Source organism: Vogesella sp., from assembly GCF_046297735.1.
Taxonomy (GTDB): Bacteria; Pseudomonadota; Gammaproteobacteria; order Burkholderiales; family Chromobacteriaceae; genus Vogesella; species Vogesella urethralis.
In genome coordinates this window covers 255,559-282,383 of sequence record NZ_JBKBHK010000002.1, presented here as the reverse complement: position 1 = coordinate 282,383, position 26,825 = coordinate 255,559, and the positions used below count along the sequence as shown (strand labels likewise).

At 55.8% G+C, this 26,825-nt stretch carries 37 protein-coding genes; 2 read left to right on the top strand and 35 right to left on the bottom strand.

Annotation, left to right across the window (positions count from 1 at the left end):
* Entirely contained in the window at positions 1–1,527 is a 1,527-nt protein-coding gene (gene lnt / locus ACK4FZ_RS03980) for an apolipoprotein N-acyltransferase (protein WP_409818356.1), read from the top strand.
* 179 nt (positions 1,528–1,706) lie between these two features.
* Positions 1,707–2,003, top strand: coding sequence for a putative quinol monooxygenase (locus ACK4FZ_RS03975; protein WP_409818355.1), 297 nt, complete (start codon positions 1,707–1,709; stop codon positions 2,001–2,003).
* 160 nt (positions 2,004–2,163) lie between these two features.
* Here ACK4FZ_RS03975 and ACK4FZ_RS03970 read toward each other — a convergent pair whose 3' ends face one another.
* From ACK4FZ_RS03970 to rpoC, 35 genes are all read right to left on the bottom strand, one after another.
* Positions 2,164–3,756, bottom strand: a complete 1,593-nt coding sequence (locus tag ACK4FZ_RS03970) for a methyl-accepting chemotaxis protein (protein WP_409818354.1) — start codon at positions 3,754–3,756, stop codon at positions 2,164–2,166.
* 448 nt (positions 3,757–4,204) lie between these two features.
* Complete coding sequence (gene rplQ, locus ACK4FZ_RS03965) at positions 4,205–4,597, bottom strand: 50S ribosomal protein L17 (RefSeq protein ID WP_026107677.1); 393 nt, start codon at positions 4,595–4,597, stop codon at positions 4,205–4,207.
* A 23-nt stretch (positions 4,598–4,620) separates the two neighbouring features.
* Positions 4,621–5,604 (bottom strand): DNA-directed RNA polymerase subunit alpha, encoded by a 984-nt coding sequence (locus ACK4FZ_RS03960; protein WP_144372266.1) that lies wholly within the window; start codon positions 5,602–5,604, stop codon positions 4,621–4,623.
* 23 nt (positions 5,605–5,627) lie between these two features.
* Complete coding sequence (rpsD, locus tag ACK4FZ_RS03955) at positions 5,628–6,248, bottom strand: 30S ribosomal protein S4 (protein WP_144372265.1); 621 nt, start codon at positions 6,246–6,248, stop codon at positions 5,628–5,630.
* A gap of 18 nt (positions 6,249–6,266) precedes the next feature.
* The gene (gene rpsK, locus ACK4FZ_RS03950; RefSeq protein WP_017507353.1) at positions 6,267–6,662 is read right to left on the bottom strand and encodes a 30S ribosomal protein S11; all 396 of its coding nucleotides are present in this window, start codon (positions 6,660–6,662) and stop codon (positions 6,267–6,269) included.
* Between the two features lie 18 nt (positions 6,663–6,680).
* Entirely contained in the window at positions 6,681–7,043 is a 363-nt protein-coding gene (gene rpsM, locus ACK4FZ_RS03945; RefSeq protein WP_144372264.1) for a 30S ribosomal protein S13, read from the bottom strand.
* A 68-nt stretch (positions 7,044–7,111) separates the two neighbouring features.
* Positions 7,112–7,225: a 50S ribosomal protein L36 gene (gene rpmJ / locus ACK4FZ_RS03940; protein WP_011137711.1), complete on the bottom strand. Its 114-nt coding sequence runs from the start codon at positions 7,223–7,225 to the stop codon at positions 7,112–7,114.
* A 35-nt stretch (positions 7,226–7,260) separates the two neighbouring features.
* Positions 7,261–7,479, bottom strand: a complete 219-nt coding sequence (infA, locus tag ACK4FZ_RS03935) for a translation initiation factor IF-1 (RefSeq protein WP_144372263.1) — start codon at positions 7,477–7,479, stop codon at positions 7,261–7,263.
* Between the two features lie 20 nt (positions 7,480–7,499).
* Positions 7,500–8,816, bottom strand: coding sequence for a preprotein translocase subunit SecY (secY, locus tag ACK4FZ_RS03930; RefSeq protein WP_409818353.1), 1,317 nt, complete (start codon positions 8,814–8,816; stop codon positions 7,500–7,502).
* A 10-nt stretch (positions 8,817–8,826) separates the two neighbouring features.
* Positions 8,827–9,261: a 50S ribosomal protein L15 gene (gene rplO / locus ACK4FZ_RS03925; RefSeq protein WP_144372261.1), complete on the bottom strand. Its 435-nt coding sequence runs from the start codon at positions 9,259–9,261 to the stop codon at positions 8,827–8,829.
* A gap of 3 nt (positions 9,262–9,264) precedes the next feature.
* Positions 9,265–9,450 carry a 50S ribosomal protein L30 gene (gene rpmD, locus ACK4FZ_RS03920; protein ID WP_017507358.1) on the bottom strand — a complete coding sequence of 62 codons (186 nt, stop codon included), beginning with the start codon at positions 9,448–9,450 and terminating at the stop codon, positions 9,265–9,267.
* A complete protein-coding gene (gene rpsE, locus ACK4FZ_RS03915; protein ID WP_144372260.1) occupies positions 9,443–9,961 on the bottom strand; it encodes a 30S ribosomal protein S5 in 519 nt (172 codons plus the stop codon). Before rpsE ends, rpmD begins: the two co-directional genes overlap by 8 nt.
* A gap of 12 nt (positions 9,962–9,973) precedes the next feature.
* Positions 9,974–10,327 (bottom strand): 50S ribosomal protein L18, encoded by a 354-nt coding sequence (gene rplR / locus ACK4FZ_RS03910; protein ID WP_144372259.1) that lies wholly within the window; start codon positions 10,325–10,327, stop codon positions 9,974–9,976.
* Positions 10,328–10,340: 13 nt separating this feature from the next.
* A complete protein-coding gene (gene rplF, locus ACK4FZ_RS03905; RefSeq protein WP_144372258.1) occupies positions 10,341–10,874 on the bottom strand; it encodes a 50S ribosomal protein L6 in 534 nt (177 codons plus the stop codon).
* A 12-nt stretch (positions 10,875–10,886) separates the two neighbouring features.
* Positions 10,887–11,282 carry a 30S ribosomal protein S8 gene (rpsH, locus tag ACK4FZ_RS03900; RefSeq protein WP_144372257.1) on the bottom strand — a complete coding sequence of 132 codons (396 nt, stop codon included), beginning with the start codon at positions 11,280–11,282 and terminating at the stop codon, positions 10,887–10,889.
* 13 nt (positions 11,283–11,295) lie between these two features.
* Positions 11,296–11,601: a 30S ribosomal protein S14 gene (gene rpsN, locus ACK4FZ_RS03895; RefSeq protein WP_026107680.1), complete on the bottom strand. Its 306-nt coding sequence runs from the start codon at positions 11,599–11,601 to the stop codon at positions 11,296–11,298.
* 4 nt (positions 11,602–11,605) lie between these two features.
* Entirely contained in the window at positions 11,606–12,145 is a 540-nt protein-coding gene (rplE, locus tag ACK4FZ_RS03890) for a 50S ribosomal protein L5 (RefSeq protein ID WP_144372256.1), read from the bottom strand.
* Between the two features lie 9 nt (positions 12,146–12,154).
* Positions 12,155–12,469 (bottom strand): 50S ribosomal protein L24, encoded by a 315-nt coding sequence (rplX, locus tag ACK4FZ_RS03885; protein ID WP_144372255.1) that lies wholly within the window; start codon positions 12,467–12,469, stop codon positions 12,155–12,157.
* A gap of 11 nt (positions 12,470–12,480) precedes the next feature.
* Positions 12,481–12,849 (bottom strand): 50S ribosomal protein L14, encoded by a 369-nt coding sequence (gene rplN, locus ACK4FZ_RS03880; RefSeq protein ID WP_017507366.1) that lies wholly within the window; start codon positions 12,847–12,849, stop codon positions 12,481–12,483.
* A gap of 172 nt (positions 12,850–13,021) precedes the next feature.
* On the bottom strand, positions 13,022–13,285 hold the full coding sequence (gene rpsQ / locus ACK4FZ_RS03875; RefSeq protein WP_144372254.1) for a 30S ribosomal protein S17: 264 nt from the start codon (positions 13,283–13,285) through the stop codon (positions 13,022–13,024).
* Between the two features lies 1 nt (position 13,286).
* Positions 13,287–13,475, bottom strand: a complete 189-nt coding sequence (gene rpmC, locus ACK4FZ_RS03870) for a 50S ribosomal protein L29 (RefSeq protein ID WP_409818352.1) — start codon at positions 13,473–13,475, stop codon at positions 13,287–13,289.
* Entirely contained in the window at positions 13,475–13,891 is a 417-nt protein-coding gene (gene rplP / locus ACK4FZ_RS03865; protein ID WP_144372252.1) for a 50S ribosomal protein L16, read from the bottom strand. The genes rpmC and rplP overlap by 1 nt, the downstream gene beginning before the upstream one ends.
* Positions 13,875–14,579 carry a 30S ribosomal protein S3 gene (gene rpsC, locus ACK4FZ_RS03860; RefSeq protein ID WP_144372251.1) on the bottom strand — a complete coding sequence of 235 codons (705 nt, stop codon included), beginning with the start codon at positions 14,577–14,579 and terminating at the stop codon, positions 13,875–13,877. The genes rplP and rpsC overlap by 17 nt, the downstream gene beginning before the upstream one ends.
* A 10-nt stretch (positions 14,580–14,589) precedes the next feature.
* Entirely contained in the window at positions 14,590–14,919 is a 330-nt protein-coding gene (gene rplV, locus ACK4FZ_RS03855) for a 50S ribosomal protein L22 (protein WP_144372250.1), read from the bottom strand.
* Between the two features lie 9 nt (positions 14,920–14,928).
* Positions 14,929–15,207 carry a 30S ribosomal protein S19 gene (rpsS, locus tag ACK4FZ_RS03850; protein ID WP_017507372.1) on the bottom strand — a complete coding sequence of 93 codons (279 nt, stop codon included), beginning with the start codon at positions 15,205–15,207 and terminating at the stop codon, positions 14,929–14,931.
* 14 nt (positions 15,208–15,221) lie between these two features.
* Positions 15,222–16,049 carry a 50S ribosomal protein L2 gene (gene rplB, locus ACK4FZ_RS03845; protein ID WP_017507373.1) on the bottom strand — a complete coding sequence of 276 codons (828 nt, stop codon included), beginning with the start codon at positions 16,047–16,049 and terminating at the stop codon, positions 15,222–15,224.
* 11 nt (positions 16,050–16,060) lie between these two features.
* Entirely contained in the window at positions 16,061–16,369 is a 309-nt protein-coding gene (gene rplW, locus ACK4FZ_RS03840) for a 50S ribosomal protein L23 (protein ID WP_017507374.1), read from the bottom strand.
* Positions 16,366–16,986, bottom strand: coding sequence for a 50S ribosomal protein L4 (gene rplD, locus ACK4FZ_RS03835; RefSeq protein ID WP_144372249.1), 621 nt, complete (start codon positions 16,984–16,986; stop codon positions 16,366–16,368). Before rplD ends, rplW begins: the two co-directional genes overlap by 4 nt.
* Entirely contained in the window at positions 16,986–17,630 is a 645-nt protein-coding gene (gene rplC, locus ACK4FZ_RS03830) for a 50S ribosomal protein L3 (RefSeq protein ID WP_144372248.1), read from the bottom strand. The genes rplD and rplC overlap by 1 nt, the downstream gene beginning before the upstream one ends.
* A 144-nt stretch (positions 17,631–17,774) precedes the next feature.
* Positions 17,775–18,086: a 30S ribosomal protein S10 gene (gene rpsJ / locus ACK4FZ_RS03825; protein ID WP_017507377.1), complete on the bottom strand. Its 312-nt coding sequence runs from the start codon at positions 18,084–18,086 to the stop codon at positions 17,775–17,777.
* Positions 18,087–18,106: 20 nt separating this feature from the next.
* A complete protein-coding gene (gene tuf / locus ACK4FZ_RS03820; protein ID WP_144372247.1) occupies positions 18,107–19,297 on the bottom strand; it encodes an elongation factor Tu in 1,191 nt (396 codons plus the stop codon).
* A 72-nt stretch (positions 19,298–19,369) separates the two neighbouring features.
* Positions 19,370–21,469, bottom strand: a complete 2,100-nt coding sequence (gene fusA / locus ACK4FZ_RS03815; RefSeq protein WP_144372246.1) for an elongation factor G — start codon at positions 21,467–21,469, stop codon at positions 19,370–19,372.
* Positions 21,470–21,496: 27 nt separating this feature from the next.
* Positions 21,497–21,967 (bottom strand): 30S ribosomal protein S7, encoded by a 471-nt coding sequence (gene rpsG, locus ACK4FZ_RS03810; RefSeq protein ID WP_144372245.1) that lies wholly within the window; start codon positions 21,965–21,967, stop codon positions 21,497–21,499.
* Between the two features lie 98 nt (positions 21,968–22,065).
* Positions 22,066–22,437 carry a 30S ribosomal protein S12 gene (gene rpsL, locus ACK4FZ_RS03805; protein ID WP_017507381.1) on the bottom strand — a complete coding sequence of 124 codons (372 nt, stop codon included), beginning with the start codon at positions 22,435–22,437 and terminating at the stop codon, positions 22,066–22,068.
* 152 nt (positions 22,438–22,589) lie between these two features.
* Positions 22,590–26,783 carry a DNA-directed RNA polymerase subunit beta' gene (gene rpoC, locus ACK4FZ_RS03800; protein WP_409818351.1) on the bottom strand — a complete coding sequence of 1,398 codons (4,194 nt, stop codon included), beginning with the start codon at positions 26,781–26,783 and terminating at the stop codon, positions 22,590–22,592.
* Positions 26,784–26,825: the final 42 nt, after the last annotated feature.

Sequence of the window (26,825 nt, the reverse complement as noted above, 5' to 3'; positions counted from 1 at the left end):
ATGCTGCAACGTCTTGCCCTCTACCTGCTGGCTGCGCTGGCCGGCGCCAGCACGGTATTGGCTTTTGCACCGTATCGCCTGTACTGGGTGGCGCTGCTGGCGCTGACCGTGCTGGTGCTACTGCTGCAACGTTGGCCGCAACGCGCCTTCGGCATTGGCTGGAGCTGGGGCGTGGCCGCCTATACCAGCCAGTTCTACTGGATCTACATCAGCCTGCACGATATCGCCGGCATGCCGGCCTTGCTGGCGGGGGCCATGACGCTGCTACTACCGATGTACCTGGCGCTGTACCCGGGCCTGGCCAGCTGGCTGAGCGTACGCATGCACGACCGGCCCGCAGTGCGCTGGCTGCTGCTGTTCCCTGCGGCTTGGACGCTGGGCGAATGGCTGCGCAGCTGGGTCATGACCGGCTTCCCCTGGGGCGCTATCGGCTATAGCCAGATTACCGAAAGCCCGCTGTCGGGCCTGGCGCCGGTAGGCGGCATTCACGCCGTGACGCTGGCGGTCGCGCTCAGCGCCGGCATCCTCGGGCTGCTACCCCAAGCTGGCTTGCAGACCGCACGCCGTGCCGCACTGGGCGGCTTGCTGCTGGCCCTGTGGGGCAGCGCGGCCTGGCTGCAACAGCAAAGCTGGACCACGCCAGCCGGCCCGGCCATGCGGGTGGCGCTGCTACAAGGCAATATCCCGCAGGCACTGAAGTGGGACCCGGCCACGTTTGACTACACGCTGGCTACCTACTACCGCATGGTAGTGCAAGCGCCGGCGGCCAACCTCATCCTGCTGCCGGAAACCGCCCTGCCAGTGTTTCTGGACGATCTGCCCTCCGGCTACCTCACCATGATAAATGGCGCCGCAGATCGCAAAGGCAGCACACTGATCGCCGGGCTGCCACGGCGTACCCCGGATGGTCGTGGCTATCTCAACGCTGTGATCGCCCTGAACCAGCCTGCGCAAGACTACTACGCCAAAAACCACCTGGTACCGTTTGGCGAATTCATCCCGCTGCCAGCCATCACCGGCTGGCTGTACCGCTTCATGAACATGCCACTGGCCGGCTTTACCCCTGGCGGTGACAATCAGCCCCCCCTCACGGTCGGGCAACAAAAAGTAGCATTCAACATCTGCTACGAAGATGGCTTTGGCGAAGAGTTGATCGGCCCGGCAGCAAACGCCACCATACTGGCCAACGTCAGCAATCTGGCCTGGTTCGGCAAGAGCAATGCCATGAGTCAGCATCTGCAGCTGTCACAGGCACGGGCACTGGAAACTGGCCGCCCCATGCTGCGTGCTACTAATACCGGGATGACCGCCGCCATCGACCATCGCGGGGAACTGATCGCCGCTGCCGCGCCAGACACCCGCCAGACACTGCTGGCCACGGTGCAGGGCCATAGCGGGCTGACACCCTATATGCGCCACGGCAACGCGCCGGTGCTAATGCTATGCGTGGCACTGCTGCTACTGGCCGGCGGCTGGGGGCTGTGGCACCGCCGCACGGCCCAAAGCAACGACCATGCTGCGGCGTGAATGTATAGTGGGCAAGGTCATAAGGCCTTTGCCCACTTTACTCACGACTGCTACATTATTTCCGAGCCGGCCTAATATCAATATTGCATACATAAATCACATCATGCTTCCATGGTGATCCATCAGCTACGTGTGTTGCATTGTTAGCTGGAGACAAACCAACAGCCCAAGGATGAGCCATGGAAGAAGTGAGCCTAGTCGTGATGATTGAAGTGATCCCTGGGCAACGCGATGCCCAGCTTGATCTGTACAGAAAACTTAAGCCATTAGTTGACGCCGAGCCAGGATGTTTGCAGTACACGCTATTCTCGGATGCCGCTAACGAAAATAGATTTGTGCTGCTTGAAAAATGGGCAACTCAAAGTGCACTTGATGCACACGATGTCACCGAACACATGATTGCCGCCGATGCCCTTACCCCTACTTTCCGGACCGGTCCTGCACGGGTAATCAGAATGAGCGCAATCACAGCCTAAGCCTGTATTAGCCTGATACCACAGCCCTGTCTGCAGCGATCGCCAGGCGAACCCAAGCTCCAAACCCTCCTAAACATGCCAAATCAAGAAAAAGGTTGGCCGCATGCCCTGTAACAGGATGTGGCCAACCTTTTTTTGTCTTACCAGTAACGTCGCCTGGCTACACCTGAAAACGCGACACCATCGCCCGCAGGCGCTGGGTCAGCTCGTTCAGCTCGCCAATCGCCTGTGACGACTGGCTGGAGGCTGCCGCGTTACTGGAGGCCGCCTGGGCAATCTGCTCCACATTCCGCGTAATCTCCTCGCTGGCGTGGCCCTGCTCGGCCAAGGCCTGCGAGATGTCTTTCACCACCCCCACCACGCCATTGGCGCTATCGCGGATCTGGTGAATCGCCTCGCCGCCTTGCTCCGCTAATGCCAGGCCCGCTTTCACCCGGTTGACAGCCTCTTCCATATTGCTACGCGACGCTTCCGAACCAGCCTGGATCTCGCTGATCATGCCAGCAATCTCCTGAGTAGCGGCAGCCGTGCGCTCCGACAGCTTGCGCACCTCGTCTGCCACCACCGCAAAGCCGCGACCGGTTTCGCCAGCGCGCGCCGCCTCGATGGCAGCGTTCAGCGCCAGCAGGTTGGTTTGGTCGGCAATGTCCTTGATCACTTGCATGATGGTGGAAATGGTCTGGGTCTTGCTGACCAGCTCGCCAATGGTACCGGCCGCCTGATCTACCGCCCCGTTAATGCGCTGCATTTCAGTCACGGCGCTGGCAATGACCTCGCCACCCTGGTTCGACAGCTGGCCGGAACGCGCCGAGACGTCGCGTGCGTGCTCGGCCAGTTCGGCAATTTGCTTGATGCTGGCGGTCATCTGCTCGATGGAGGCGGCCATTTCGGTAGCGGCCTGGCTTTGCTGACCAGAGCTGGAAGCGACCGCAGCCGCACTACCAGCGATATTGCCTGCCATACCGCTCAGGGTCTGGCTACTGCCGGCGATACCACCAACAAGCTCACGCAGGTGCAGCTGCATATTGGCTACTGCAGCCAGCAGGCTATCGTTGTCGCCCGCGGCCAATGGCACCTGTACGTGCAGGTCGCCTTTAGCAATGCGGTGCACCACGTCGCGCGTCAACGCCGGCTCACCGCCCAGCTGTTGCATGACGCTGCGGCGGATGAGATAGCCTACGATGATGACAATGATAATGGCCAGCAGTACCTCAGCCGTCAGCACATAGGCCTGCTGCATGAAGCTACTATGCACATCATCCAGATAGATACCGGTACCCAGCACCCAACCCCATTTCGCAGTGGTCATCAGGTAGGATAATTTGTCCTGTGGCGTATCAAAACCGGGCTTGTCCCACACATAACGGGCAAACCCCTTGCCGCCCCCTTGTTGCAGCGCGTCAGCAAACAGCACTTGCAGAGGCTGACCGGCGGCGTCTTTGACAGTCTGGAGGTTCTTGCCAATCATCGCGGCCTTGGCGCCATGCGCTACCCAATTCCACTCGCGGTCGAAGGCAAAGAAGTATTCACGTTGGTCGTAACGTATGGCATTGAGTACCGCGGCAGCTTGTTGCTTGGCGGCCGCCTCGGACAGCTCGCCACGCGCGGCCTTGTCTTCATAAGCCGCTACCACGGTCACGGCAGACTCAACCAGGTTACGAACTTTGTCGTTACGATCCTGCAGCATGGTAGCGCGCTCGTGCATCAGCGACAGACCACCCAGCACACAGAGAATCACCGCAACCAAAATCACCTGTAACTGCAACCTGCGTTTCAGAGATAAACCCGCTTTATTGTGCATTCCAGTACTCCCGCGCAGCATTTTTATCGAGTGATGCGGCCGTAAACCGCTTATTTATATCAAGCAATTTAAACTGCGCCGGCACGCTTGTCATGCCCTGACACAAAAAAACCCGGCTAACAGCCGGGTTAAAACAGCAAACCAAGGGGTTCCCCTCGATGTAAACATCATTTCATAGCGGGCAACGTCCACCTCATCTTGAGTAGCACATGACTTTAGCGCCCAATCCACCATGACAAAGCGGTTAGACATGAAGATGTAATGAGCTGCACAGATTTCTAGTGCGCATTACAAATACTCTTGGACTCTAAAGCGTAGTGCTACTGAGATCGGGGGACGTCGATCCGTGAAGAATGCAAAAAGCCAGCCCTAAGGCTGGCTTTTCTGGGACGAGTACTGATTACTCAGCAGCTTCTTCCACAACTACTTCACCTTCCGGACGGTCCACCAGTTCAACCAGTGCCATCGGAGCGTTGTCGCCCTGACGGAAACCGTACTTCAGGATACGCACGTAACCGCCGTTACGGGCAGCGTAACGCGGGCCCAGAACGTCGAACAGTTTTACAACCATTTCGCGGTCGCGAGTGCGGTCGAAAGCCAGACGACGGTTAGCCAGGGACGGCTTCTTACCCAGGGTAATCAGCGGCTCGGCTACGCGGCGCAGTTCTTTGGCCTTCGGCAGGGTGGTCACGATGACTTCGTGACGGAGCAGCGAGTTCGCCATGTTGCGAAGCATCGCCAGGCGATGGCTGCTCGTGCGGTTCAGTTTACGATTGCTATTACGATGACGCATTGTAGTGTCCTTTTATCCCAAACTTACGGCTTCTCGAGACCAGCCGGCGGCCAGTTTTCGAGTTTCATGCCGAGTGTCAGGCCTTTAGAAGCGAGAACTTCCTTGATCTCGTTCAGCGACTTACGACCAAGGTTCGGGGTCTTCAGCAGCTCGGTTTCCGTACGCTGAATCAGATCACCGATGTAGTAAATGTTCTCGGCCTTCAGACAATTGGCGGAACGAACAGTAAGTTCGAGATCATCGACCGGACGCAGCAAGATCGGATCGATCGGCGGCGCCTTCTCAACGACTTCCTCAACTGCTGTACCTTGCAAGTCTGCAAAGATCGACAGCTGATCTACCAGGATGCGGGCCGCCAGGCGTACCGCTTCTTCCGGTTCGATCACACCGTTGGTCTCGATGTCCAGTACCAGACGATCCAGGTCGGTACGTTGTTCTACACGGGCGCTTTCAACATTGAAGCTGACGCGGCGCACCGGGGAGAAGGAAGCATCAAGCTGGATGGTGCCAATCGCACGATTGTCGTCATGGTTGACGCGGGAAGCTACCGGCTGGTAGCCGCGGCCCTTCTCAACCTTGATTTCCATATCGATTTTACCGCCAGCGGACAGATAGCAGATAACGTGATCAGGGTTGATCACTTCTACATCGTGCGGCAGTTCGATGTCACCAGCCAGGACAGGGCCTTCACCCTCTTTCTTCAGAGAGAGGATCAGGCTGTCACGACCATGCAGCTTAAGCACTACGCCCTTCAGGTTCAGGAGGATGTCAACGACATCTTCCCGAACACCGTCAAGAGCGGAATACTCATGCAAAACGCCAGCGATTGTTACTTCGGTCGGAGCATAACCCGGCATGGACGAGAGCAGGATGCGACGCAGGGCGTTACCCAGAGTGTGGGCGTAGCCTCGCTCGAACGGCTCCATCGACACACGAGCATGCGTAGCCGAAACAGGCTGCACATCGATCAGTCGCGGTTTCAGAAATTCCGAAGCGCTGTTTTGCATAGTCATTCCTTAAGAGCTAGCGATTACTTGGAGTAGAATTCCACAACGAGTTGTTCGTTGATATCGCTAGACAACTCGGAACGCTCAGGAGCAGTTTTGAAGACACCTTCCATCTTCTTGGTGTCAACGGCAACCCAAGCCGGGAAGCCAATCTGCTCAGCCAAAGCCAGACCTTCTTGAATACGAACCTGTTTCTTGGCCTTTTCACGAACAGCAACCACATCACCAGCTTTAACCTGGTAAGACGGGATGTTCACTACAACGCCATTAACGGTGATCGCTTTGTGGCTAACCAGTTGGCGAGCTTCTGCGCGGGTAGAACCGAAGCCCATGCGATAAACAACGTTATCCAGACGAGCTTCCAGAATCTTCAGCAGGTTTTCACCAGTGGAGCCTTGGCGACGCGCAGCTTCAGCAAAGTATTTACGGAACTGACGCTCCATAACACCGTAGATGCGACGTACTTTTTGTTTTTCACGCAGTTGAACACCGAAGTCCGACAGACGGGTGTTCTTGGCGCCGTGCTGGCCAGGTGCGGTATCCAGTTTGCACTTGGTATCCAGTGCACGACGAGCGCTCTTCAGGAAGAGATCAGTCCCTTCACGACGAGCCAGTTTACATTTAGGGCCGGTGTAACGTGCCATTTCTCAGACTCTCCTAAATTAGATACGACGTTTTTTGGGAGGACGGCAGCCGTTGTGCGGAACGGGCGTCACGTCGGAGATGCTGGTCACTTTGAAACCCAGCGCATTCAGGGCGCGAACAGAAGATTCACGACCCGGGCCAGGGCCCTTGATGCGGACTTCCAGGTTCTTAACACCGTATTCTTGGGCAACTTTACCAGCGTGCTCTGCTGCTACCTGAGCGGCAAAGGGTGTACTTTTACGCGAGCCTTTAAAGCCAGCACCACCGGAGGTAGCCCAAGACAAAGCATTTCCCTGACGGTCAGTGATGGTAATGATGGTGTTATTGAAGGAAGCGTGCACGTGCACGATACCGTCGCTAACAGACTTGCGTACTTTTTTGCGTACACGGACAGCTGTGTTTGCTTTAGCCATTATCTGTGTTCCTTAAAATTACTTCTTACCGGCGATAGCCTTGCGCGGACCTTTGCGGGTACGGGCATTGGTACGAGTGCGCTGGCCACGGCACGGCAGACCACGACGATGGCGGAAACCACGATAGCAACCCATGTCCATCAGACGTTTGATGCTCATGGTAATTTCGCGACGCAGATCACCTTCTACGGTGAACTTGGCGACTTCTACACGCAGCGACTCCATCTCGGCTTCGGTCAGATCCTTCACTTTGGAGGAAGGATTGATACCAGCGGAAGCACAAATGAGCTTCGCGCGGGTAGCACCGATACCATAGATAGCCTGCAGGCCGATAACAGCATGCGCATGATTGGGGATGTTTACCCCTGCAATACGGGCCATTCTCTTTCCTTAAGCCTTAAGCTTGAAAAGGTTGCGATTGTAACATGACAAAACCAGGCTAACAAATATTAGCCTTGCTTTTGTTTGTGACGCGGATCAGTGCAGATCACTCGCACAACACGGTTGCGACGAATGATTTTGCAGTTACGGCAAATTTTCTTTACCGAAGGTTGTACACGCATTTCAGTTCCTTTCTATCTGAAAAGAGCAAGTGCGATTACTTCGCACGGAACACGATACGGGCACGAGACAGGTCATACGGAGTCATTTCTACCGTAACCTTGTCACCCGGGAGGATGCGTATGTAATGCATACGCATCTTGCCAGAGATGTGACCGAGAACAACGTGTCCATTTTCGAGCTTGACCCGGAAAGTTGCGTTAGGCAGCGTTTCCAGGACTTCGCCCTGCATCTGGATAGTATCTTCTTTCGCCATAAAGCCAGTTACCGTTTACCTTAGCGGCTGACGCCACTCTTGAAGTTAGCTTTCTTGAGCAGGCCCTCGTACTGATGGGAAAGAACATACGACTGTACTTGAGCCATGAAATCCATCGTTACCACAACCATGATCAGCAGCGAGGTACCACCGAAGTAGAAGGGAACGTTCCAGTTAAGAATAAGGAACTCTGGCATCAAGCAAACAAGTGTGATGTAGATCGCACCAATCAATGTGAGACGCAGAATGATCTTCTCGATGTAACGGGAAGTCTGCTCACCCGGGCGGATACCTGGGATGAAAGCCCCACTCTTCTTCAGGTTATCTGCCGTTTCCTTGGGGTTGAACACCAAGGCAGTGTAGAAGTAACAGAAGAAAATGATTGCTGCAGCGTACAGCAGCACGTATACCGGCTGACCAGGATGCAGCTTGTCCGCAATGGACTTCAGCAAGCCCAGACCTTCGGTATTACCGAACCAACCCAAAACCGTAGCCGGGAACAAAATAATGCTCGAAGCAAAAATCGGAGGAATCACACCTGCCATATTCAGCTTCAATGGCATGTGGGTACTCTGACCCTGCACGACACGGTTGCCGACCTGACGTTTGGCATAATTCACTAGGACCTTGCGCTGGCCACGTTCCACAAATACAACCAGATAGGTAACTGCAATGACCGCCACAAACAGCGCGATTACCAGCAGGATAGGCAGCGAACCCTGGCTAGTTAGCGTCAAGGTCTTGCCAATCGCAGCCGGAACACCTGCAGCAATACCTGCACAGATGATCAGGGAAATACCGTTCCCCAAACCACGCTCCGTAATCTGCTCACCGAGCCACATCAGGAACATGGTACCGGTCACCAGAGTCACCACTGTCGTTACATAGAACTCCAGTTGCGGCACGGCTACCAGATTGGGTTGCTTGAACAGCATTACTGCGATACCGAAACTCTGGAAAGTCGCCAGAGCCAAGGTTGCATAGCGGGTGTACTGGGTTATTTTGCGACGTCCCGCATCGCCCTCTTTCTTCAGTTGCTTCAGCGTCGGTACGATTTCAGACGCCAGTTGCAACACGATAGAGGCGGAGATGTACGGCATGATGCCAAGAGCAAATACCGTAAACCTCTCCAAGGCGCCTCCTGAAAACATGTTGAACATGTCCAGGAGGCCCGTTTGCGACGACTGGAACAACTTCGCTAGCTCTACAGGATTGATACCCGGCACCGGCACATGTGCACCGATACGGTAAACAATCAAAGCCCCGATCAGAAAAAAGATACGGCGCCTGAGATCACCAAACTTGTTGGTGTTTCCAACTAGAGAAGTATTCGCCACGGATTGCGCCTTATTCTACGAAACTGCCACCGGCAGCTTCGATCGCAGCTTTAGCACCGGCAGTAGCAGTAACGCCACGCAGGGTGAAGGCACGATCAACAGTACCGGACAGGATCAGCTTGGCGCCCAGTGCTTGAGCGTGTACCAGGCCAGCCTGTTTCAGTGCCAGCAGGTCAACCTCGCCAACCGGCAGCAGCGCCAGTTCGGACAGGCGAACTTCAGCTACGTTGCCAGCAGTCAGCGACTTGAAGCCACGCTTCGGCAGGCGACGTTGCAGCGGCATTTGACCGCCTTCGAAGCCTACTTTATGGAAGCCACCAGCGCGGCTCTTCTGACCTTTGTGACCACGACCAGCGGTTTTACCCAGGCCGCTACCGATGCCACGGCCAACGCGACGCTTAGCGTGCTTGGCACCTGCGCCCGGCTTAATGGTATTCAGCAACATTTATCAGCCCTCGCTCTTAACCAGGTAGCTGATCTTGTTGATCATGCCACGGTTAGCTGCAGTGTCGATAACTTCAACGGTCTGATTGATTTTCTTCAGACCGAGACCACGTGCGCAAGCCTTGTGCGATTCAATACGACCAATCAGGCTCTTCACCAGAGTCACTTTGATGGTTTTGATATCACTCATGATCCGCCCCCAGGATTTGCTCCACGGTCAGACCACGCTTAGCAGCGATCTGGGCCGGAGTATGGATCTTGCTCAGGCCGTCCAGAGTTGCACGAACCACGTTGTACGGGTTGGTGGAACCGTGGATCTTGGCGGACACGTTGTGTACGCCCAGCGCTTCGAAAATTGCACGCATCGGGCCACCGGCTTTAACACCGGCACCGTCTTTAGCGGGCTGCATGAACACGGTAGTAGCACCGTGTTTGCCTACAACTGCATGATGCAGGGTACCGTTTTTCAGCGGTACTTTGATCATGTTGCGACGAGCCTGTTCCATACCCTTCTGTACAGCGGCAGGAACTTCTTTGGAACGGCCCTTACCCATGCCGATACCACCGTCGCCATCACCTACGACAGTCAGAGCCGAGAAGGCCATGATACGGCCACCCTTCACCACTTTGGTGACACGGTTTACGCCGATCATTTTCTCGATCAGACCATCGCCACGATCTTCGATCTCGTGCTTAGCCATTCTTAACTCCGATTAGAATACAAGACCGTTTTCACGGGCAGCGTCTGCCAGGGCCTTGATGCGACCATGGTATTTGAAGCCGGAACGATCAAATGCAACTTGACTAACGCCTGCAGCCTTGGCTTTTTCAGCGATTGCCTTGCCCACCACAACTGCGGCAGCAATGTTGCCACCGTTTGCAAGATTAGCGCGCACATCAGCTTCAAGACTGGAAGCACTTGCCAGAACGCGGCTACCAGTTTCGTCAATGACCTGAGCGTAAATGTGGCTATTAGTGCGGTATACGCACAGACGAGCCATCTTGAGCTCCGCAATGCGTGCACGGGTTTTGCGTGCGCGGCGGAGTCGAGTCTGTTTCTTGTCCATTTCAGTGCCTCAATTACTTCTTCTTGGTCTCTTTCAGAACCACCACTTCATCAGCGTAACGAACGCCCTTGCCTTTGTACGGCTCAGGGGAACGGTAAGCGCGGATTTCAGCAGCCACCTGGCCAACGCGCTGTTTGTCAGCGCCTTTGATCAGGATCTCGGTCTGAGTCGGCGTTTCACACTTAACGCCTTCCGGCATTTGGTGTACGACCGGGTGAGAGAAGCCAAGAGACAGGTTCAGGGCGTCACCTTGTGCCTGAGCACGGTAACCTACGCCTACCAGTTGCAGTTTCTTCTCGAAGCCTTTGCTAACGCCATTTACCATGTTGTTCAGCAGGGCACGCAGGGTGCCAGACATCGAACGGGCAAATTTGGAGTCATTGTTGGCCGCGAAAACCAGTTGGTTATCAACCAGTTTTACGTCAACGTCAGCAACCAGCGCAGTGCTCAGAGCGCCCAGCGGGCCCTTCACGGTCACTTCGCCAGCACCGAATTTAACTTCAACGCCTGCCGGGATAACCACGGGGTTTTTAGCTACGCGAGACATTACACCCTCCGATTAAGCCACGACGCAGAGCAGCTCACCGCCGATACCGGCAGCACGCGCTTTACGATCAGTCATTACGCCACGAGAGGTAGAAACGATGGTTACGCCCAAACCGTTCATTACCTTCGGGATCTCGGTGGAGCCCTTGTAAACGCGCAGGCCAGGACGGGAAACGCGCTCGATGCGCTCGATTACCGGACGACCAACGTAGTACTTCAGTTCCACTTCCAGAACCGGCTTCTTATCAGCTTCGGTTACGGAGAAGTTCTCGATATAGCCTTCATCCTTCAGGACCTGGGCGATCGCCACTTTCAGTTTCGACGACGGCATCGAAACAGAAGTCTTAGCAGCGCGCTGGCCGTTACGGATGCGGGTCAGCATATCGGAAATAGGATCTTGCATGCTCATTCTGTATCTCCTATTACCAGCTAGCTTTAACCACGCCCGGGATCTCGCCTTTCATAGCGATTTCACGGAGCTTGTTACGAGCCAGACCGAACTTGCGGAATACACCACGCGGACGACCGGTCAGGGCGCAACGACGACGCTGACGTACCGGGCTAGCGTTACGCGGCAGCTGCTGCAGCTTCAGACGAGCGGCAAAACGCTCTTCTTCAGACAGATTCGGGTTGTTGATGATGGCGAGAAGTTGCTCGCGCTTGCCGGCGTACTTAGCCACGAGCTTCGCGCGCTTCTCTTCGCGATTAATCAGTGCAAGAGTTGCCATTTGCTTAGCCCTTAAACGGGAATTTGAACGCAGCCAGCAGTGCGCGGGCTTCTTCGTCAGTCTTCGCGGTGGTGGTGATGGTAATGTTCATACCACGCAGAGCATCGATCTTGTCGTACTCGATTTCCGGGAAGATGATCTGTTCCTTAACGCCCATGTTGTAGTTACCGCGGCCGTCGAAGGACTTGGCGGAAACACCACGGAAGTCACGAACGCGCGGCAGCGAGATCGTCACCAGGCGGTCCAGGAATTCGTACATACGTTCACGGCGCAGGGTAACCTTGCAACCAACCGGGTAGTTATCGCGAATTTTGAAGCCAGCGATGGACTTGCGGGCAGTGGTAACTACCGGCTTCTGACCGGCGATCTTTTCCAGATCACCCACAGCGTGGTCCATCACTTTTTTGTCGGCAACAGCTTCGCCAACACCCATGTTCAGGGTGATCTTCTCGATGCGCGGCACTTCCATGATGGACTTGTAGCCGAACTTTTCGATCAGCGCCGGAACAACGGTGCTTTTGTAGAAATCATACAAACGTGCCATTTTTGCTCCTTACGCGCCCACGATTTCGCCAGTGGACTTGAAGATGCGCACTTTTTTGCCATCTTCCAGCACTTTGAAACCTACGCGGTCAGCTTTCTGGGTTGCCGCGTTGAAAATAGCGACATTGGAAACATCCAGCGGCATGGTTTTTTCCACGATACCGCCAGCTACGCCGCGGACCGGGTTCGGCTTCTGGTGTTTTTTCACCAGGTTGATGCCTTCAACCACCACCTTGCCCTCGAGCACGCGCAGTACGGCACCACGTTTGCCTTTGTCTTTGCCGGTGATTACGACTACTTCGTCGCCTTTACGAATCTTACGCATGGGTACTCTCCTTACAGAACTTCAGGAGCCAGCGACACGATCTTCATGAAGCGCTCGGTACGCAGTTCACGCGTAACAGGCCCGAAGATACGAGTACCGATCGGCTCAAGCTTGTTGTTGAGCAGAACAGCCGCGTTGCTGTCAAATTTAATCAGAGAGCCATCAGGACGACGAACGCCTTTAGCGGTACGAACCACTACTGCGTTGTATACGTCACCCTTTTTGACACGACCACGGGGAGCAGCATCCTTGATGCTCACCTTGATGATGTCACCCACGCCGGCATAGCGACGCTTGGAGCCGCCCAACACTTTGATGCACATTACGGAACGCGCACCGGTGTTGTCTGCAACATCCAAAATGGACTGCATTTGAATCATGTTTGATTACCTTTCTATCCAACTTAATTCCGCCTCTTTCCCTCTCAAGATGAAGGAAACGCCGCAAAAATTGCGGCGTGTCTAGCGGCCAGTCTTGGACCCCGTCAGGGATGATTTCGGAGGAACCCCCGAAAACAACCATTATACAGAGGGGTTGCCCCCTCTGCAAGCATTACACTTGGCGAGCCTTCTCGACCAGTGCAGTGACAGCCCAAGTTTTTGTTTTGGAGAGCGGACGGGTCTCGCTGATGACGACGATGTCGCCAGCGCGGAACTCGTTGTTCTCGTCATGGGCATGAAACTTCTTGGAGCGACGGATCACTTTACCGTAGATCGGGTGCTTAACCTTGCGCTCTACCAGTACAGTAACGGTCTTGTCCATTTTGTCGCTGACTACTTTACCAGTCAGCGTACGAACCACTTTAGTTTCGCTCATCTTAAGCAGCCTTCTCTTTCAGAACGGTGCGAACACGCGCGATGTCACGACGCACTTTCTTCAGCTCGCTGGTTTTAGCCAGTTGCTGGGTAGCGTGTTGCATGCGCAGTGCGAATTGAGCTTTCAGGAGACCGAGCAGCTCGACCTTCAGCTCATCAACGCTCTTGGCTTTCAGTTCAGTCGCTTTCATTACTGACCCACCTGTTTAGTCACAAATACCGTCGGGATCGGCAGCTTGGCAGCGGCCAGACGGAAGGCTTCACGAGCCAGTTCTTCAGCAACGCCGTCCATTTCGTACAGCATCTTGCCTGGCTGGATTTCAGCTACGTAGTACTCCGGCGAACCTTTACCCCCACCCATACGAACTTCGGCAGGCTTGGAAGTAATCGGCTTGTCCGGGAATACACGGATCCAGATGCGACCGCCACGTTTGATGTGACGGGTCATCGCACGACGGGCAGCTTCGATTTGACGAGCAGTCAGACGACCACGGCCAATAGCTTTCAGACCGAAGTCACCAAAGCTCACTTTGTTGCCACGGGTAGCAATACCAGTATTGCGACCTTTGTGCTGTTTGCGGTATTTGAGTCTAGTTGGCTGCAGCATTACGAGCTCCTGCCTTTCTGGATTTCTTCTCAGGTGCTACCGGGGCGGCCTGAACCTGACCAGGTTTGATGTCGCCCTTGTATACCCATACCTTGATACCGATCACACCGTAAGTGGTGTGAGCTTCGGAAGTCGCGTAGTCCACGTCAGCACGCAGGGTGTGCAGCGGAACGCGGCCTTCGCGGTACCATTCGCTACGAGCGATATCGATACCGTTCAGACGGCCGGAGCTCATGATCTTGATGCCCTGGGCGCCCATGCGCATGGCGTTCTGCATGGAACGCTTCATGGCGCGACGGAACATCACACGCTTCTCCAGCTGGGAAGCGATACCGTCAGCGATGATTTGCGCATCGATTTCCGGCTTGCGAACTTCTTCGATGTTCACGTGTACAGGTACACCCATACGACGCTGCAGTTCTTTTTTCAGAACTTCGATGTCTTCGCCTTTTTTACCGATTACAACACCCGGACGGGCGCTGTGAATGGTGATACGGGCGGACTTGGCCGGACGCTCGATAACGATGCGGCCAACAGCGGCATGAGCGAGCTTCTTCTTCAGGAATTCACGTACTTCGATATCCTGCTTCAGTTGACCTGCAAAGTCGTGCGAGTTTGCAAACCACTTGGAAGCCCAGTTTTTGGTTACTGCAAGACGGAAACCCGTCGGATGAATCTTCTGACCCATTGCTTACCCCTTAGTTGCCTACACTGAGCGTGATGTGGCAGGTCTGCTTCTCGATGCGGTTACCGCGGCCTTTGGCGCGTGCGGTGAAACGCTTCAGGGAAGGACCCTTGTCAACATAGATGCTCGTCACTTTCAGAGTGTCGATATCCGCGCCTTCGTTGTGTTCAGCGTTGGCGATTGCGGATTCCAGAACTTTCTTGATCAGTGCAGCACCCTTTTTCGGGCTGAAGGTCAGGATGTTCAGTGCTTGACCCACGTCTTTACCGCGGATCAGGTCTGCTACCAAGCGGCACTTCTGTGCCGAAAGGCGTGCATTATTCAGTTGTGCAGAAACTTTCATCGCATCACCTTATTTCTTCTTGGCCTTCTTATCAGCCGCATGGCCTTTGAAGGTACGAGTCAGCGAGAATTCACCAAGCTTGTGACCAACCATGTTCTCGGACACATAAACCGGCACGTGAGTGCGGCCGTTGTGTACGGCGATAGTCAGACCGATGAAGTCCGGCAGAATAGTCGAGCGACGGGACCAGGTCTTGATCGGGCGCTTGTCGTTCGTTGCACGCACCGCATCCACTTTCTTCAGCAGGTGGAGATCAACGAACGGGCCTTTTTTAAGCGAACGTGCCATAAGTCAGTTATCCCTTATTTCGAAAAGCGACGGCGTACGATCATATTGTCGGTACGCTTGTTGCGACGGGTACGGAAGCCCTTAGTCGGGGTACCCCACGGGCTAACAGGCACGCGACCTTCACCAGTACGACCTTCACCACCACCGTGCGGGTGATCCACCGGGTTCATGGCAGTACCACGAACAGTCGGACGGATACCGCGCCAGCGGTTAGCACCGGCTTTACCGATCTTGCGCAGGCTGTGCTCTTCGTTGCCTACTTCACCAACAGTGGCGCGGCAGTCAACGTGAACCTTGCGGATCTCGCCCGAGCGCAGGCGCAGCTGGGCGTAAACGCCTTCGCGGGCCAGCAGCATGGCGGAGGAGCCAGCGGAACGTGCAATCTGGGCACCTTTGCCCGGCTGCAGTTCGATGCAGTGGATGGTGGTACCTACCGGGATGTTGCGGATCGGCAGGGCGTTACCAGCCTTGATCGGCGCTTCGGCACCAGACATCAGCTCGGCACCCGGCTTCACGCCGCGCGGAGCGATGATGTAGCGACGCTCACCGTCTGCGTAGCACAGCAGGGCGATGTGGGCGGTACGGTTCGGATCGTATTCGATACGCTCAACTTTAGCCGGGATGGCATCTTTGTTGCGACGGAAGTCTACGATACGGTAGTGCTTCTTATGACCACCACCCTTGTGACGGGTAGTGATGTGACCGTTGTTGTTACGGCCAGCAGTCGAAGTTTTCTTTTCAACCAGCGCTGCGAACGGAGCGCCTTTGTGCAGGTCAGGATGTACGACCTTAACAACGGCACGACGACCAGCGGAAGTCGGTTTAACTTTTACGAGAGGCATGCTCTATCTCCTTACTCCGCAACGGCCGGGGTGGCGGTCAGGTCAAGTTCTTGACCCGGAACCAGGCTTACATAAGCCTTTTTCCAGTCCTTGCGGCGGCCAACGAAACGGCCAAAACGCTTGGTCTTGCCTTTAACGTTGACAGTGGAAACACCTTCAACCTTGACATTGAACAGCAGTTCAACGGCAGCCTTGATTTCCGGCTTAGTTGCATCGGTAGCAACGCGGAAAGCAACCTGCTGGTTTTTCTCGGCAACCAGAGTGCTCTTTTCAGACACGATCGGCGCCAGGATTACTTGCAGCAAACGTTCCTGGTTCATACCCACTGCTCCTCGAGTTGCTTCACGGCATCACGGGTGATTACCACTTTCTTGAAGCGGACCAGGCTGAACGGGTCAGCTTGCTGAGCTTCAATTACCAGCACGTTAGGCAGGTTACGGGAAGATAGATACAGATTCTCATCCAGCTCTTTGGTGATGATCAGCGCACGATCCAGACCCAGGGATTTCACTTTGGCAGCGAATTCCTTGGTTTTCGGGGAAGCAACGGTCAGTTCATCAACAATGATCAGGCGCTCGTCGCGAACCAGCTGGGACAGAATGGTAGCCATACCAGCACGGTATTGCTTACGGTTCACCTTCTGGGTGAAGTTCTCGTCCGGCTTGTTCGGGAAGGTGCGACCACCACCACGCCACAGCGGGGAGGAAGTCATACCAGCACGGGCGCGGCCAGTACCTTTCTGACGGAAAGGTTTCTTGGTCGAGTGTTTAACCTCGGCACGGGTCAACTGGGCACGGTTGGCGCTACGAGCGTTTGCCAGGAAGGCGGTAACCACCTGGTGTACCAGTGCTTCGTTGTAGTCACGTGCAAACAGTGCTTCAGAGGCTTGCAGGGCTTCTACTTGCTGGCCCTGAGCATTGATCACTTTCAATTCCATTATGCACCTGCCTTCACGCTAGGACGCACTACCACGTCACCGTTCTTGGCACCCGGCACTGCGCCTTTGACCAGAATCAGTTGACGCTCCACGTCGATACGAACGATTTCGAGGCACTGAACAGTGCTCTTCACATTACCGTACTGACCTGCCATGCGCTTACCCGGGAATACACGGCCCGGATCTTGCGCCTGACCGATAGAGCCAGGGGAGTTGTGGGAAACCGAGTTACCGTGGGAAGCACGGTTGGACGAGAAGTTGTGGCGCTTGATGGCACCGGAGAAGCCTTTACCCTTGGAGGTACCGGTAACGTCTACCAGCTGGCCTACGGCAAAGATTTCAACGGACAGTGCATCACCAACATTCAGCGCTGCCAGCGCTTCTGCGGTAGCGGTAAACTCGCGCAGAGTGCGGGCGGCTTCGATGCCAGCCTTAGCAAAGTGACCGGCTTCAGCCTTGGTCACACGATTAGCCTTGCGGGCACCAGCAGCAACCTGTACGGCTACGTAGCCGTCGGTGTCTGCAGTTTTGATTTGCGATACGCGGTTTGCGGACATGTCCAGCACAGTTACCGGAACGGATACACCGTCCTCAGCAAATACGCGGGTCATGCCGACTTTGCGACCGACTAGACCTAAAGTCATGGTTATTTCCTTTACAGGCGCCGATTACGATTGACCGGCTTGCTCAAAGAAAAGCGGACTCATCAAAATGATGAGTCCGCGACTTTATCACAGAAAAATCAATGCTTGCAAGCACTTAGACCGACAAACATTGTAAATCCGTAATTACTGAAGCTTGATTTCCACATCCACGCCAGCCGGCAGGTCCAGCTTCATCAGCGCGTCGACAGTTTTGTCTGTCGGATCAACGATGTCCATCAGGCGCAGGTGGGTACGGATTTCCAGCTGATCGCGGGAAGTCTTGTTCACGTGCGGGGAACGCAGAACGTTGAAACGCTCGATTTTGGTCGGCAGCGGAACCGGGCCTTTAACAACGGCACCAGTGCGCTTGGCGGTCTCAACGATCTCCTGAGCGGAACGGTCGATCAGGTTGTAATCAAATGCCTTCAGGCGGATACGGATTTTCTGGCTTTGCATGGTATTGACTCCGCGTCCGATTAGGCGATGATTTTGGCAACAACGCCAGCACCAACGGTGCGGCCGCCTTCACGGATCGCGAAACGCAGACCTTCTTCCATAGCGATCGGAGCGATCAGTTCTACGGTGATTTCTACGTTGTCACCCGGCATAACCATTTCCACACCTTCGGACAGGCCAACAGCGCCAGTCACGTCAGTAGTACGGAAGTAGAACTGCGGACGGTAGTTAGCGAAGAACGGAGTGTGACGACCACCTTCTTCTTTGCTCAGTACGTATACCGAAGCAGCAAACTTGGTGTGCGGGGTAATGGAACCCGGCTTGGCCAGAACCTGACCACGCTCTACGTCTTCACGCTTGGTGCCACGCAGCAGCACGCCTACGTTGTCACCAGCCTGACCTTGATCCAGCAGCTTGCGGAACATTTCCACGCCGGTGCAAGTGGTCTTAACGGTGTTTTTCAGACCAACGATTTCCAGCTCTTCGCCGACTTTAACGATACCGCGCTCAACACGACCGGTAACTACAGTACCACGACCAGAGATCGAGAACACGTCTTCGATCGGCAGCAGGAACGGCTTGTCGATAGCACGCTCCGGAGTCGGGATGTAGGAATCCAGAGCATCAGCCAGGCGGAAGATTGCCGGCTCGCCGTATTCGGATTGGTCGCCTTCCAGTGCCAGACGAGCGGAACCGGTAACGATCGGGGTGTCATCGCCCGGGAAGTCGTAGGAAGACAGCAGATCGCGCACTTCCATTTCAACCAGTTCCAGCAGCTCAGCGTCGTCCACCAGGTCAGCCTTGTTCAGGAAGACGATGATGTACGGTACGCCTACTTGGCGGGACAGCAGGATGTGTTCGCGAGTTTGCGGCATCGGGCCGTCAGCAGCGGAACATACCAGGATAGCGCCGTCCATCTGGGCAGCACCGGTAATCATGTTTTTTACGTAGTCGGCGTGACCCGGGCAGTCTACGTGAGCGTAGTGGCGGGTAGCAGTTTCGTATTCTACGTGAGCGGTATTAATGGTAATACCACGAGCTTTTTCTTCCGGCGCGCTGTCGATCTGGGAGTAATCTTTAGCTTCGCCACCGAATTTCTTGGACAGAATGGTGGTGATAGCAGCGGTCAGAGTGGTTTTACCGTGGTCGACGTGACCGATGGTGCCAACGTTTACGTGCGGCTTGGTCCGCTCAAACTTTTCTTTTGCCATTTTGCAAATTTCCTTAATTAAAGAACAAACAGTTCAGAGGTTGGCCGCATGCGGCCAACCTCGTCGCGCAGATTACTTACGCGCCGCCATTACGGCGTCAGCGATATGACGCGGGGCTTCAGAGTAGTGCTTGAACTCCATGGAGTAGGTAGCACGGCCCTGGGTAGCGGAACGCAGGTCGGTGGAGTAACCGAACATTTCGGACAGCGGTACTTCAGCGCGGATCTTCTTACCACCCACACCATCGTCGTCCATGCCCTGGACGATGCCACGACGACGGTTCAGGTCGCCCATTACATCGCCCATGTACTCTTCCGGGGTTTCCACTTCAACGGCCATCATCGGCTCGAGGATGCACGGACCAGCACGACGCATGGCTTCTTTGAAAGCCAGGGAGCCTGCCAGTTCGAACGCGATCTGCGAGGAGTCAACGTCGTGGTAGGAACCGAAGGTCAGACGTACGGTTACGTCCACCACCGGGTAGCCAGCCAGAATACCGTTGTTCAGCGAGTTGCGGATACCCTTGTCAACCGACGGGATGAATTCGCGAGGAATGACACCACCTTTGATCTCGTCGATGAACTTGTAGCCCTGACCTTCGCCGGACGGTTCCAGCGTGATCGTACAATCACCGTACTGACCTTTACCACCGGATTGCTTGGCGTGTTTACCTTGCACGTCGGTAACGGTCTTGGTGATGGTTTCGCGGTAGGCTACTTGCGGTGCACCTACGTTGGCTTCCACACCGAATTCACGCTTCATGCGGTCAACCAGAATTTCCAGGTGCAGTTCACCCATACCGGAAATGATGGTCTGTGCCGATTCTTCATCGGTACGCACGCGGAAGGACGGATCTTCCTTGGCCAGACGGTTCAGGGCAACACCCATCTTCTCTTGGTCGGCCTTGGTTTTCGGCTCAACGGCAACGTGAATTACCGGCTCCGGGAATACCATGCGTTCCAGAACGATCGGGGCGTCAACCGCACACAGGGTCTCACCAGTGGTTACTTCTTTCAGGCCGATACCCGCGGCGATATCGCCAGCGCGTACTTCGGTGATTTCCTGACGGTCGTTAGCGTGCATCTGCACGATACGGCCCATGCGCTCTTTCTTGCCTTTAACCGAGTTCAGCACGGTGTCGCCAGAGTTAACCACACCAGAGTAAACGCGGAAGAAGGTCAGTTGACCAACGTACGGGTCGTTCATCAGTTTGAACGCCAGCGCGGAGAACGGCGCATCGTCGGAGGCTTCACGAACGGCCGGGGTGCCGTCTTCGTTTTCGCCCGGTACCGGCGGTACATCCAGCGGGCTCGGCAGCAGTTCAACAACCGCGTCCAGCATGCGCTGTACGCCTTTGTTCTTGAACGCGGAACCACACAGCATCGGCTGGATTTCGCAACGCAGGGTACGCTGACGCAGACCATTCACGATTTCTTCTTCGCTCAGGGTCTCGCCTTCCAGGTACTTGTTCATGGTGTCTTCGTCGACTTCCGCCGCCGCTTCAACCATTTTCTCGCGCCATTCTTCAGCTACTGCAACCAGGTCAGCCGGGATGTCGCCGTACTCGAATTTCATGCCTTGGGAAGCTTCGTCCCAAATGATGGCCTTCATCTTCAGCAGGTCAACAACACCTTCGAAACCTTCTTCAGCACCGATAGGCACAACGATAGGCACCGGGTTACCACGCAGACGGGTCTTCACTTGCTCTACGGCACGGAAGAAGTTGGCACCCTGACGGTCCATCTTGTTCACGAAAGCGATACGCGGCACTTTGTACTTGTTCGCTTGACGCCATACGGTCTCGGACTGCGGCTGAACGCCACCTACCGCGCAGTACACCATCACGGCACCGTCCAGAACACGCATGGAACGCTCTACCTCAATAGTAAAGTCCACGTGACCCGGGGTGTCGATGATGTTGAAGCGGTGTTCCGGGAACTGCATGCCCATACCTTTCCAGAAGGTAGTGGTAGCAGCGGAAGTAATGGTAATACCGCGCTCTTGCTCTTGTTCCATCCAGTCCATGGTGGCAGCGCCATCATGCACTTCACCGATCTTGTGGTTTACACCGGTGTAGAACAGGATACGTTCGGTAGTAGTGGTCTTACCAGCGTCAATGTGAGCCGAGATACCGATGTTACGGTAACGCTCAATGGGGGTCTTTCTAGCCATGGCCAGAATCCTTTCGCGGGATGGTAATTAGAAGCGGAAGTGCGAGAACGCCTTGTTGGCTTCAGCCATGCGGTGAACTTCGTCACGCTTCTTCATCGCGCCGCCACGGCCTTCGGCTGCATCGATCAGCTCGCCAGCCAGACGCAGGTCCATGGATTTTTCGCCACGCTTACGAGCGGCGTCGCGCAGCCAGCGCATTGCCAGCGCCAGACGACGGGAAGGACGTACTTCAACAGGAACTTGATAGTTGGCACCACCTACACGGCGGCTTTTTACTTCCACGATCGGCTTGGCGTTGGAGATGGCAGTGTTGAACACTTCCACCGCGTTTTTGCCGGTTTTTTTCTCGATTTGCTCGAGGGCGCCGTAAATGATGCGTTCAGCAACAGACTTCTTGCCATCGATCATTACAACGTTCATGAATTTGGTCAGATCCTGGCTACCGAACTTCGGATCCGGCAGGATATCGCGCTTGGGCACTTCTCTGCGTCTTGGCATTTCAATTCCTTCAATCTATTCAGTTGAGCTTTACGCTCGCGACTGCTCAACAAAGCAGCCACTTACTCGACGGATAACTCCGCCGCACATGCCCTAAATTACTTAGGACGCTTGGCACCGTACTTGGAGCGAGCCTGCTTACGATCTTTAACGCCAGCAGTGTCCAGGGAGCCGCGAACGGTGTGGTAACGTACACCCGGCAAGTCTTTTACACGACCGCCGCGGATCAGTACCACCGAGTGTTCCTGCAGGTTGTGGCCTTCACCACCGATGTAGGAGATCACCTCGAAACCGTTGGTCAGGCGCACTTTGCACACTTTACGCAGAGCGGAGTTCGGTTTTTTCGGGGTAGTGGTGTATACACGGGTGCACACGCCACGCTTCTGCGGGCAGGCCTCCAGTGCAGGCACCTTGCTCTTCGACAGAACCGCGGTACGGCCTTTGCGAACGAGTTGGTTAATGGTTGGCATTACTATCAGTTCCTAGTTGATTCTCTTGGCGGCACCATACCACCAAGAAAGACGTGGATTATATTTTAGTCAAACACTTAGCGTCAATGAAATAACGCTGCCCTTCCAACGTTAGACGTTGAAAGGACAGCGTTTTTTGGTGTCAACGCAACTTACAGTGCGTTATTGCCAGCGTCGATCTCGGCTTCCAGCGGTGCGAACTCCACCGGCACGTCACCGGCAGCCGCCTGGCGACGACGGTTGCGGTGGTAAGCCAGACCGGTACCTGCCGGGATCAGGCGGCCAACGATCACGTTTTCTTTCAGACCACGCAGATCGTCTTTCTTGCCCATGATCGCCGCTTCGGTCAGCACGCGAGTGGTTTCCTGGAAGGACGCCGCGGAGATGAAGGAGTCGGTGGACAGCGATGCCTTGGTGATACCCAGCAGTACGTTGTCGTACTGCGCCGGGATCTTGCCGTCGGCGATCATCTGGTCGTTGGTCTCCAGCACTTCTGCGCGCTCTACCTGTTCGCCGGTGATGAAGTCGGTATCGCCGGAATCGGTGATCACCACACGACGCAGCATCTGGCGAACGATCACCTCGATGTGCTTGTCGTTAATCTTCACGCCCTGCAGACGGTAAACCTCTTGTACTTCCTGGCCGATGTAGCGGGCCAGCGCCTCGATACCCTGCAGGCGCAGGATGTCGTGCGGATCGACCGGGCCGTCGACGATCAATTCGCCGCGGTTCACTACCTGGCCATCGTGTACCAGTACGTGCTTGTCTTTCGGGATCAGGCTTTCGTAGGCATTGCCGTCCAGATCGGTAATGATCAGACGTTGCTTGCCCTTGGTGTCCTTACCGAAGGAAACGGTACCGGTCACCTCGGCCAGCATGCCGGCGTCTTTCGGCGAACGGGCTTCGAACAGCTCGGCTACACGCGGCAGACCACCGGTAATATCGCGGGTCTTGGACGATTCTTGCGGAATACGTGCCAGTACTTCACCCTTGCCGACTTCCTGACCGTCACGCACGGTAATGATCGCGCCAACCTGGAAGGTGATGGATACCGACGCATCGGAACCCGCCAGCTTCACTTCGTTGCCGTTGTCGTCCAGCAGCTTCACCAACGGGCGCAGCATCTTGGACTGGGCACCAGCACGACGCTTGGCATCGATCACCACCAGAGTGGACAAACCGGTTACTTCGTCAGTCTGCTTGGCAACGGTGGCGCCCTCTTCCACGTTTTCGAACTTCACGCGACCAGCGTACTCGGTGATGATCGGACGGGTGTGCGGGTCCCACGTTGCCAGTACGGCACCAGCCTTGATGCTCAGACCGTCGGTCACCATCAGGGTCGCACCGTACGGTACTTTGTGACGCTCGCGCTCGCGGCCAACGTCATCGTGAATCACCACTTCGCCGGAGCGGCTGATCACGATCAGCTCGTCCTTGGTGTTCTTCACGTAACGCATCTGGCTGGAGAAACGTACGGTACCGTTCGACTTACCTTCTACCTGGCTGGCAGCGGCATTTCGGGACGCGGCACCACCGATGTGGAAGGTACGCATGGTCAGCTGGGTACCCGGCTCACCAATCGACTGCGCAGCAATCACACCCACGGCCTCACCGGCGTTCACGCGCTTACCGCGGGCCAGATCGCGACCGTAACACTGGGCACACAGACCGTAGCGGGTGTCGCAAGTGATGGCGGTACGCACTTTCACTTCGTCGATACCACGCTCGTCGATCAGGTCTACCAAGCTCTCGTCCAGCAGGGTGCCGGCTTCGATCACGGTTTCGCTGGTGGACGGATCCACCACGTCGTTGGCGGTGACACGGCCCAGGATACGGTCGCGCAGCGGCTCGATCACGTCACCGCCTTGTACCACGGCCTTCATTACGAAGCCGTTTGTGGTGCCGCAATCGTCTTCGATCACCACCAGATCCTGCGTCACGTCTACCAGACGACGGGTCAGGTAACCGGAGTTCGCCGTCTTCAGTGCCGTATCCGCCAGACCCTTACGTGCACCGTGGGTGGAGATAAAGTACTGCAGTACGGTCAGACCTTCGCGGAAGTTCGCGGTAATCGGCGTTTCGATAATGGAACCGTCCGGCTTGGCCATCAGACCACGCATACCGGCCAGCTGTTTGATCTGGGCTGCGGAACCCCGCGCACCCGAGTCAGCCATCATGTAAATCGAGTTGAACGATTCTTGCTCGACTTCCTTGCCTTCGCGGTCGATCACCTTCTGCTTGGACAGCTCGTCCATCATCGCCTTGGCAATCTTATCACCGGTACGGCCCCAGATATCCACTACCTTGTTGTAGCGCTCGCCCTGGGTAACCAGACCTTGGCGGTATTGCTCTTCGATCTCTTTGACTTCTTTTTGCGCTTCGCCCAGCAGGTCGAACTTCTTGGCCGGGATTTCCATGTCGTCCACGCAGATGGAGATACCACCGCGGGTCGAGTAGGCAAAACCGGTGTACATCAGCTGGTCGGCGAAAATCACCGTGTCGCGAATGCCGCAGCGACGGAACGAAGCGTTGATCAGACGAGAGATCTCTTTCTTCTTCAGCGCGCGGTTGATGAACTCGAACGGCAGACCCTTCGGCAGGATCTCGGACAGAATGGCGCGGCCAACGGTGGTGTTGTAGCGCTTGATCACCGACACGAACTCGCCTTGCTCGTCTTTTTCCCACTCTTTCAGACGCACGGTAATGCGCGTGCCCAGTTCCACCTGACGGGTTTCGTAAGCGCGATGCACTTCGTTGGTGTCGGCAAATACCATGCCTTCACCCTTGCCGTTGATCTTGTCGCGGGTCATGTAGTACAGACCCAATACGATATCCTGCGACGGAACGATGATCGGTTCGCCGTTGGCCGGGGACAGCACGTTGTTGGTGGCCAGCATCAGGGTGCGGGCTTCCATCTGCGCTTCCAGCGACAGCGGCACGTGAACGGCCATCTGGTCACCGTCAAAGTCGGCGTTGAATGCCGCGCAGACCAGCGGGTGCAGCTGGATGGCCTTGCCTTCGATCAGCAGCGGTTCGAACGCCTGGATACCCAAACGGTGCAGCGTCGGTGCACGGTTCAGCAGTACCGGATGCTCGCGGATCACGTCTTCCAGGATGTCCCATACTTCCGGCACTTCCTGCTCTACCAGCTTCTTGGCAGCCTTGATGGTGGACGCCAAGCCCAGCACTTCCAGCTTGTGGAAGATGAACGGCTTGAACAGTTCCAGCGCCATTTTCTTCGGCAGACCGCACTGGTGCAGACGCAGGGTCGGGCCCACGGTAATCACGGAACGACCGGAGTAGTCCACGCGCTTACCCAGCAAGTTCTGACGGAAGCGACCGCCCTTGCCCTTGATCATGTCGGCCAGCGATTTCAGCGGACGCTTGTTGGCGCCAGTCATGGCTTTGCCGCGACGGCCGTTATCCAGCAGCGAGTCAACCGATTCCTGCAGCATCCGCTTCTCGTTGCGCACGATGATGTCCGGTGCGCGCAGTTCCAGCAGGCGCTTCAGACGGTTGTTACGGTTGATGACGCGACGGTACAGGTCGTTCAGGTCGGAGGTCGCGAAGCGGCCACCATCCAGCGGTACCAGCGGACGCAGTTCCGGCGGCAGCACCGGCAGCACTTCCATGATCATCCATTCCGGCTTCATGCCGGAACGCTGGAACGCCTCCAGCACCTTGAGGCGCTTGGCGATCTTCTTGATCTTGGTGTCGGAGCTGGTGGCTTCCAGTTCGCGGCGCAGGGTCTCGATCTCGCTCGTGAGGTCCAGACGCTTCAGCAGCTCGCGCACGGCTTCGGCACCCATCAGGGCAACGAACTCTTCGCCGTACTCGTCCAGCTTGTCGAGGTAGTCTTCCTCGGTCAGCAGCTGGCGCGGTTGCAGGCTGGTCAGGCCCGGCTCGGTCACGACGAATGCTTCAAAGTACAGCACGCGTTCGATATCGCGCAGGGTCATGTCCAGGACCATACCCAGACGCGACGGCAGCGATTTCAGGAACCAGATGTGCGCTACCGGCGATGCCAGTTCGATGTGGCCCATGCGCTCGCGGCGCACTTTGGACAGGGTCACTTCCACGCCGCACTTCTCGCAGATTACACCGCGATGCTTCAGGCGCTTGTATTTGCCGCACAGGCATTCGTAGTCCTTAACCGGACCGAAAATGCGCGCGCAGAACAGGCCATCACGTTCCGGCTTGAAAGTACGGTAGTTGATGGTTTCAGGCTTTTTGACTTCACCGAACGACCAGGAACGGATCTTGTCCGGGGAGGCGATGCCGATCTTAATCGCATCAAACTCTTCTTCTTGCGTCACTTGCTTAAAGAGGTCGAGCAGAGCTTTCATTGCGTCTCCATTCAGGAGGAAGCCTGCGGCCAACGTTGGCCG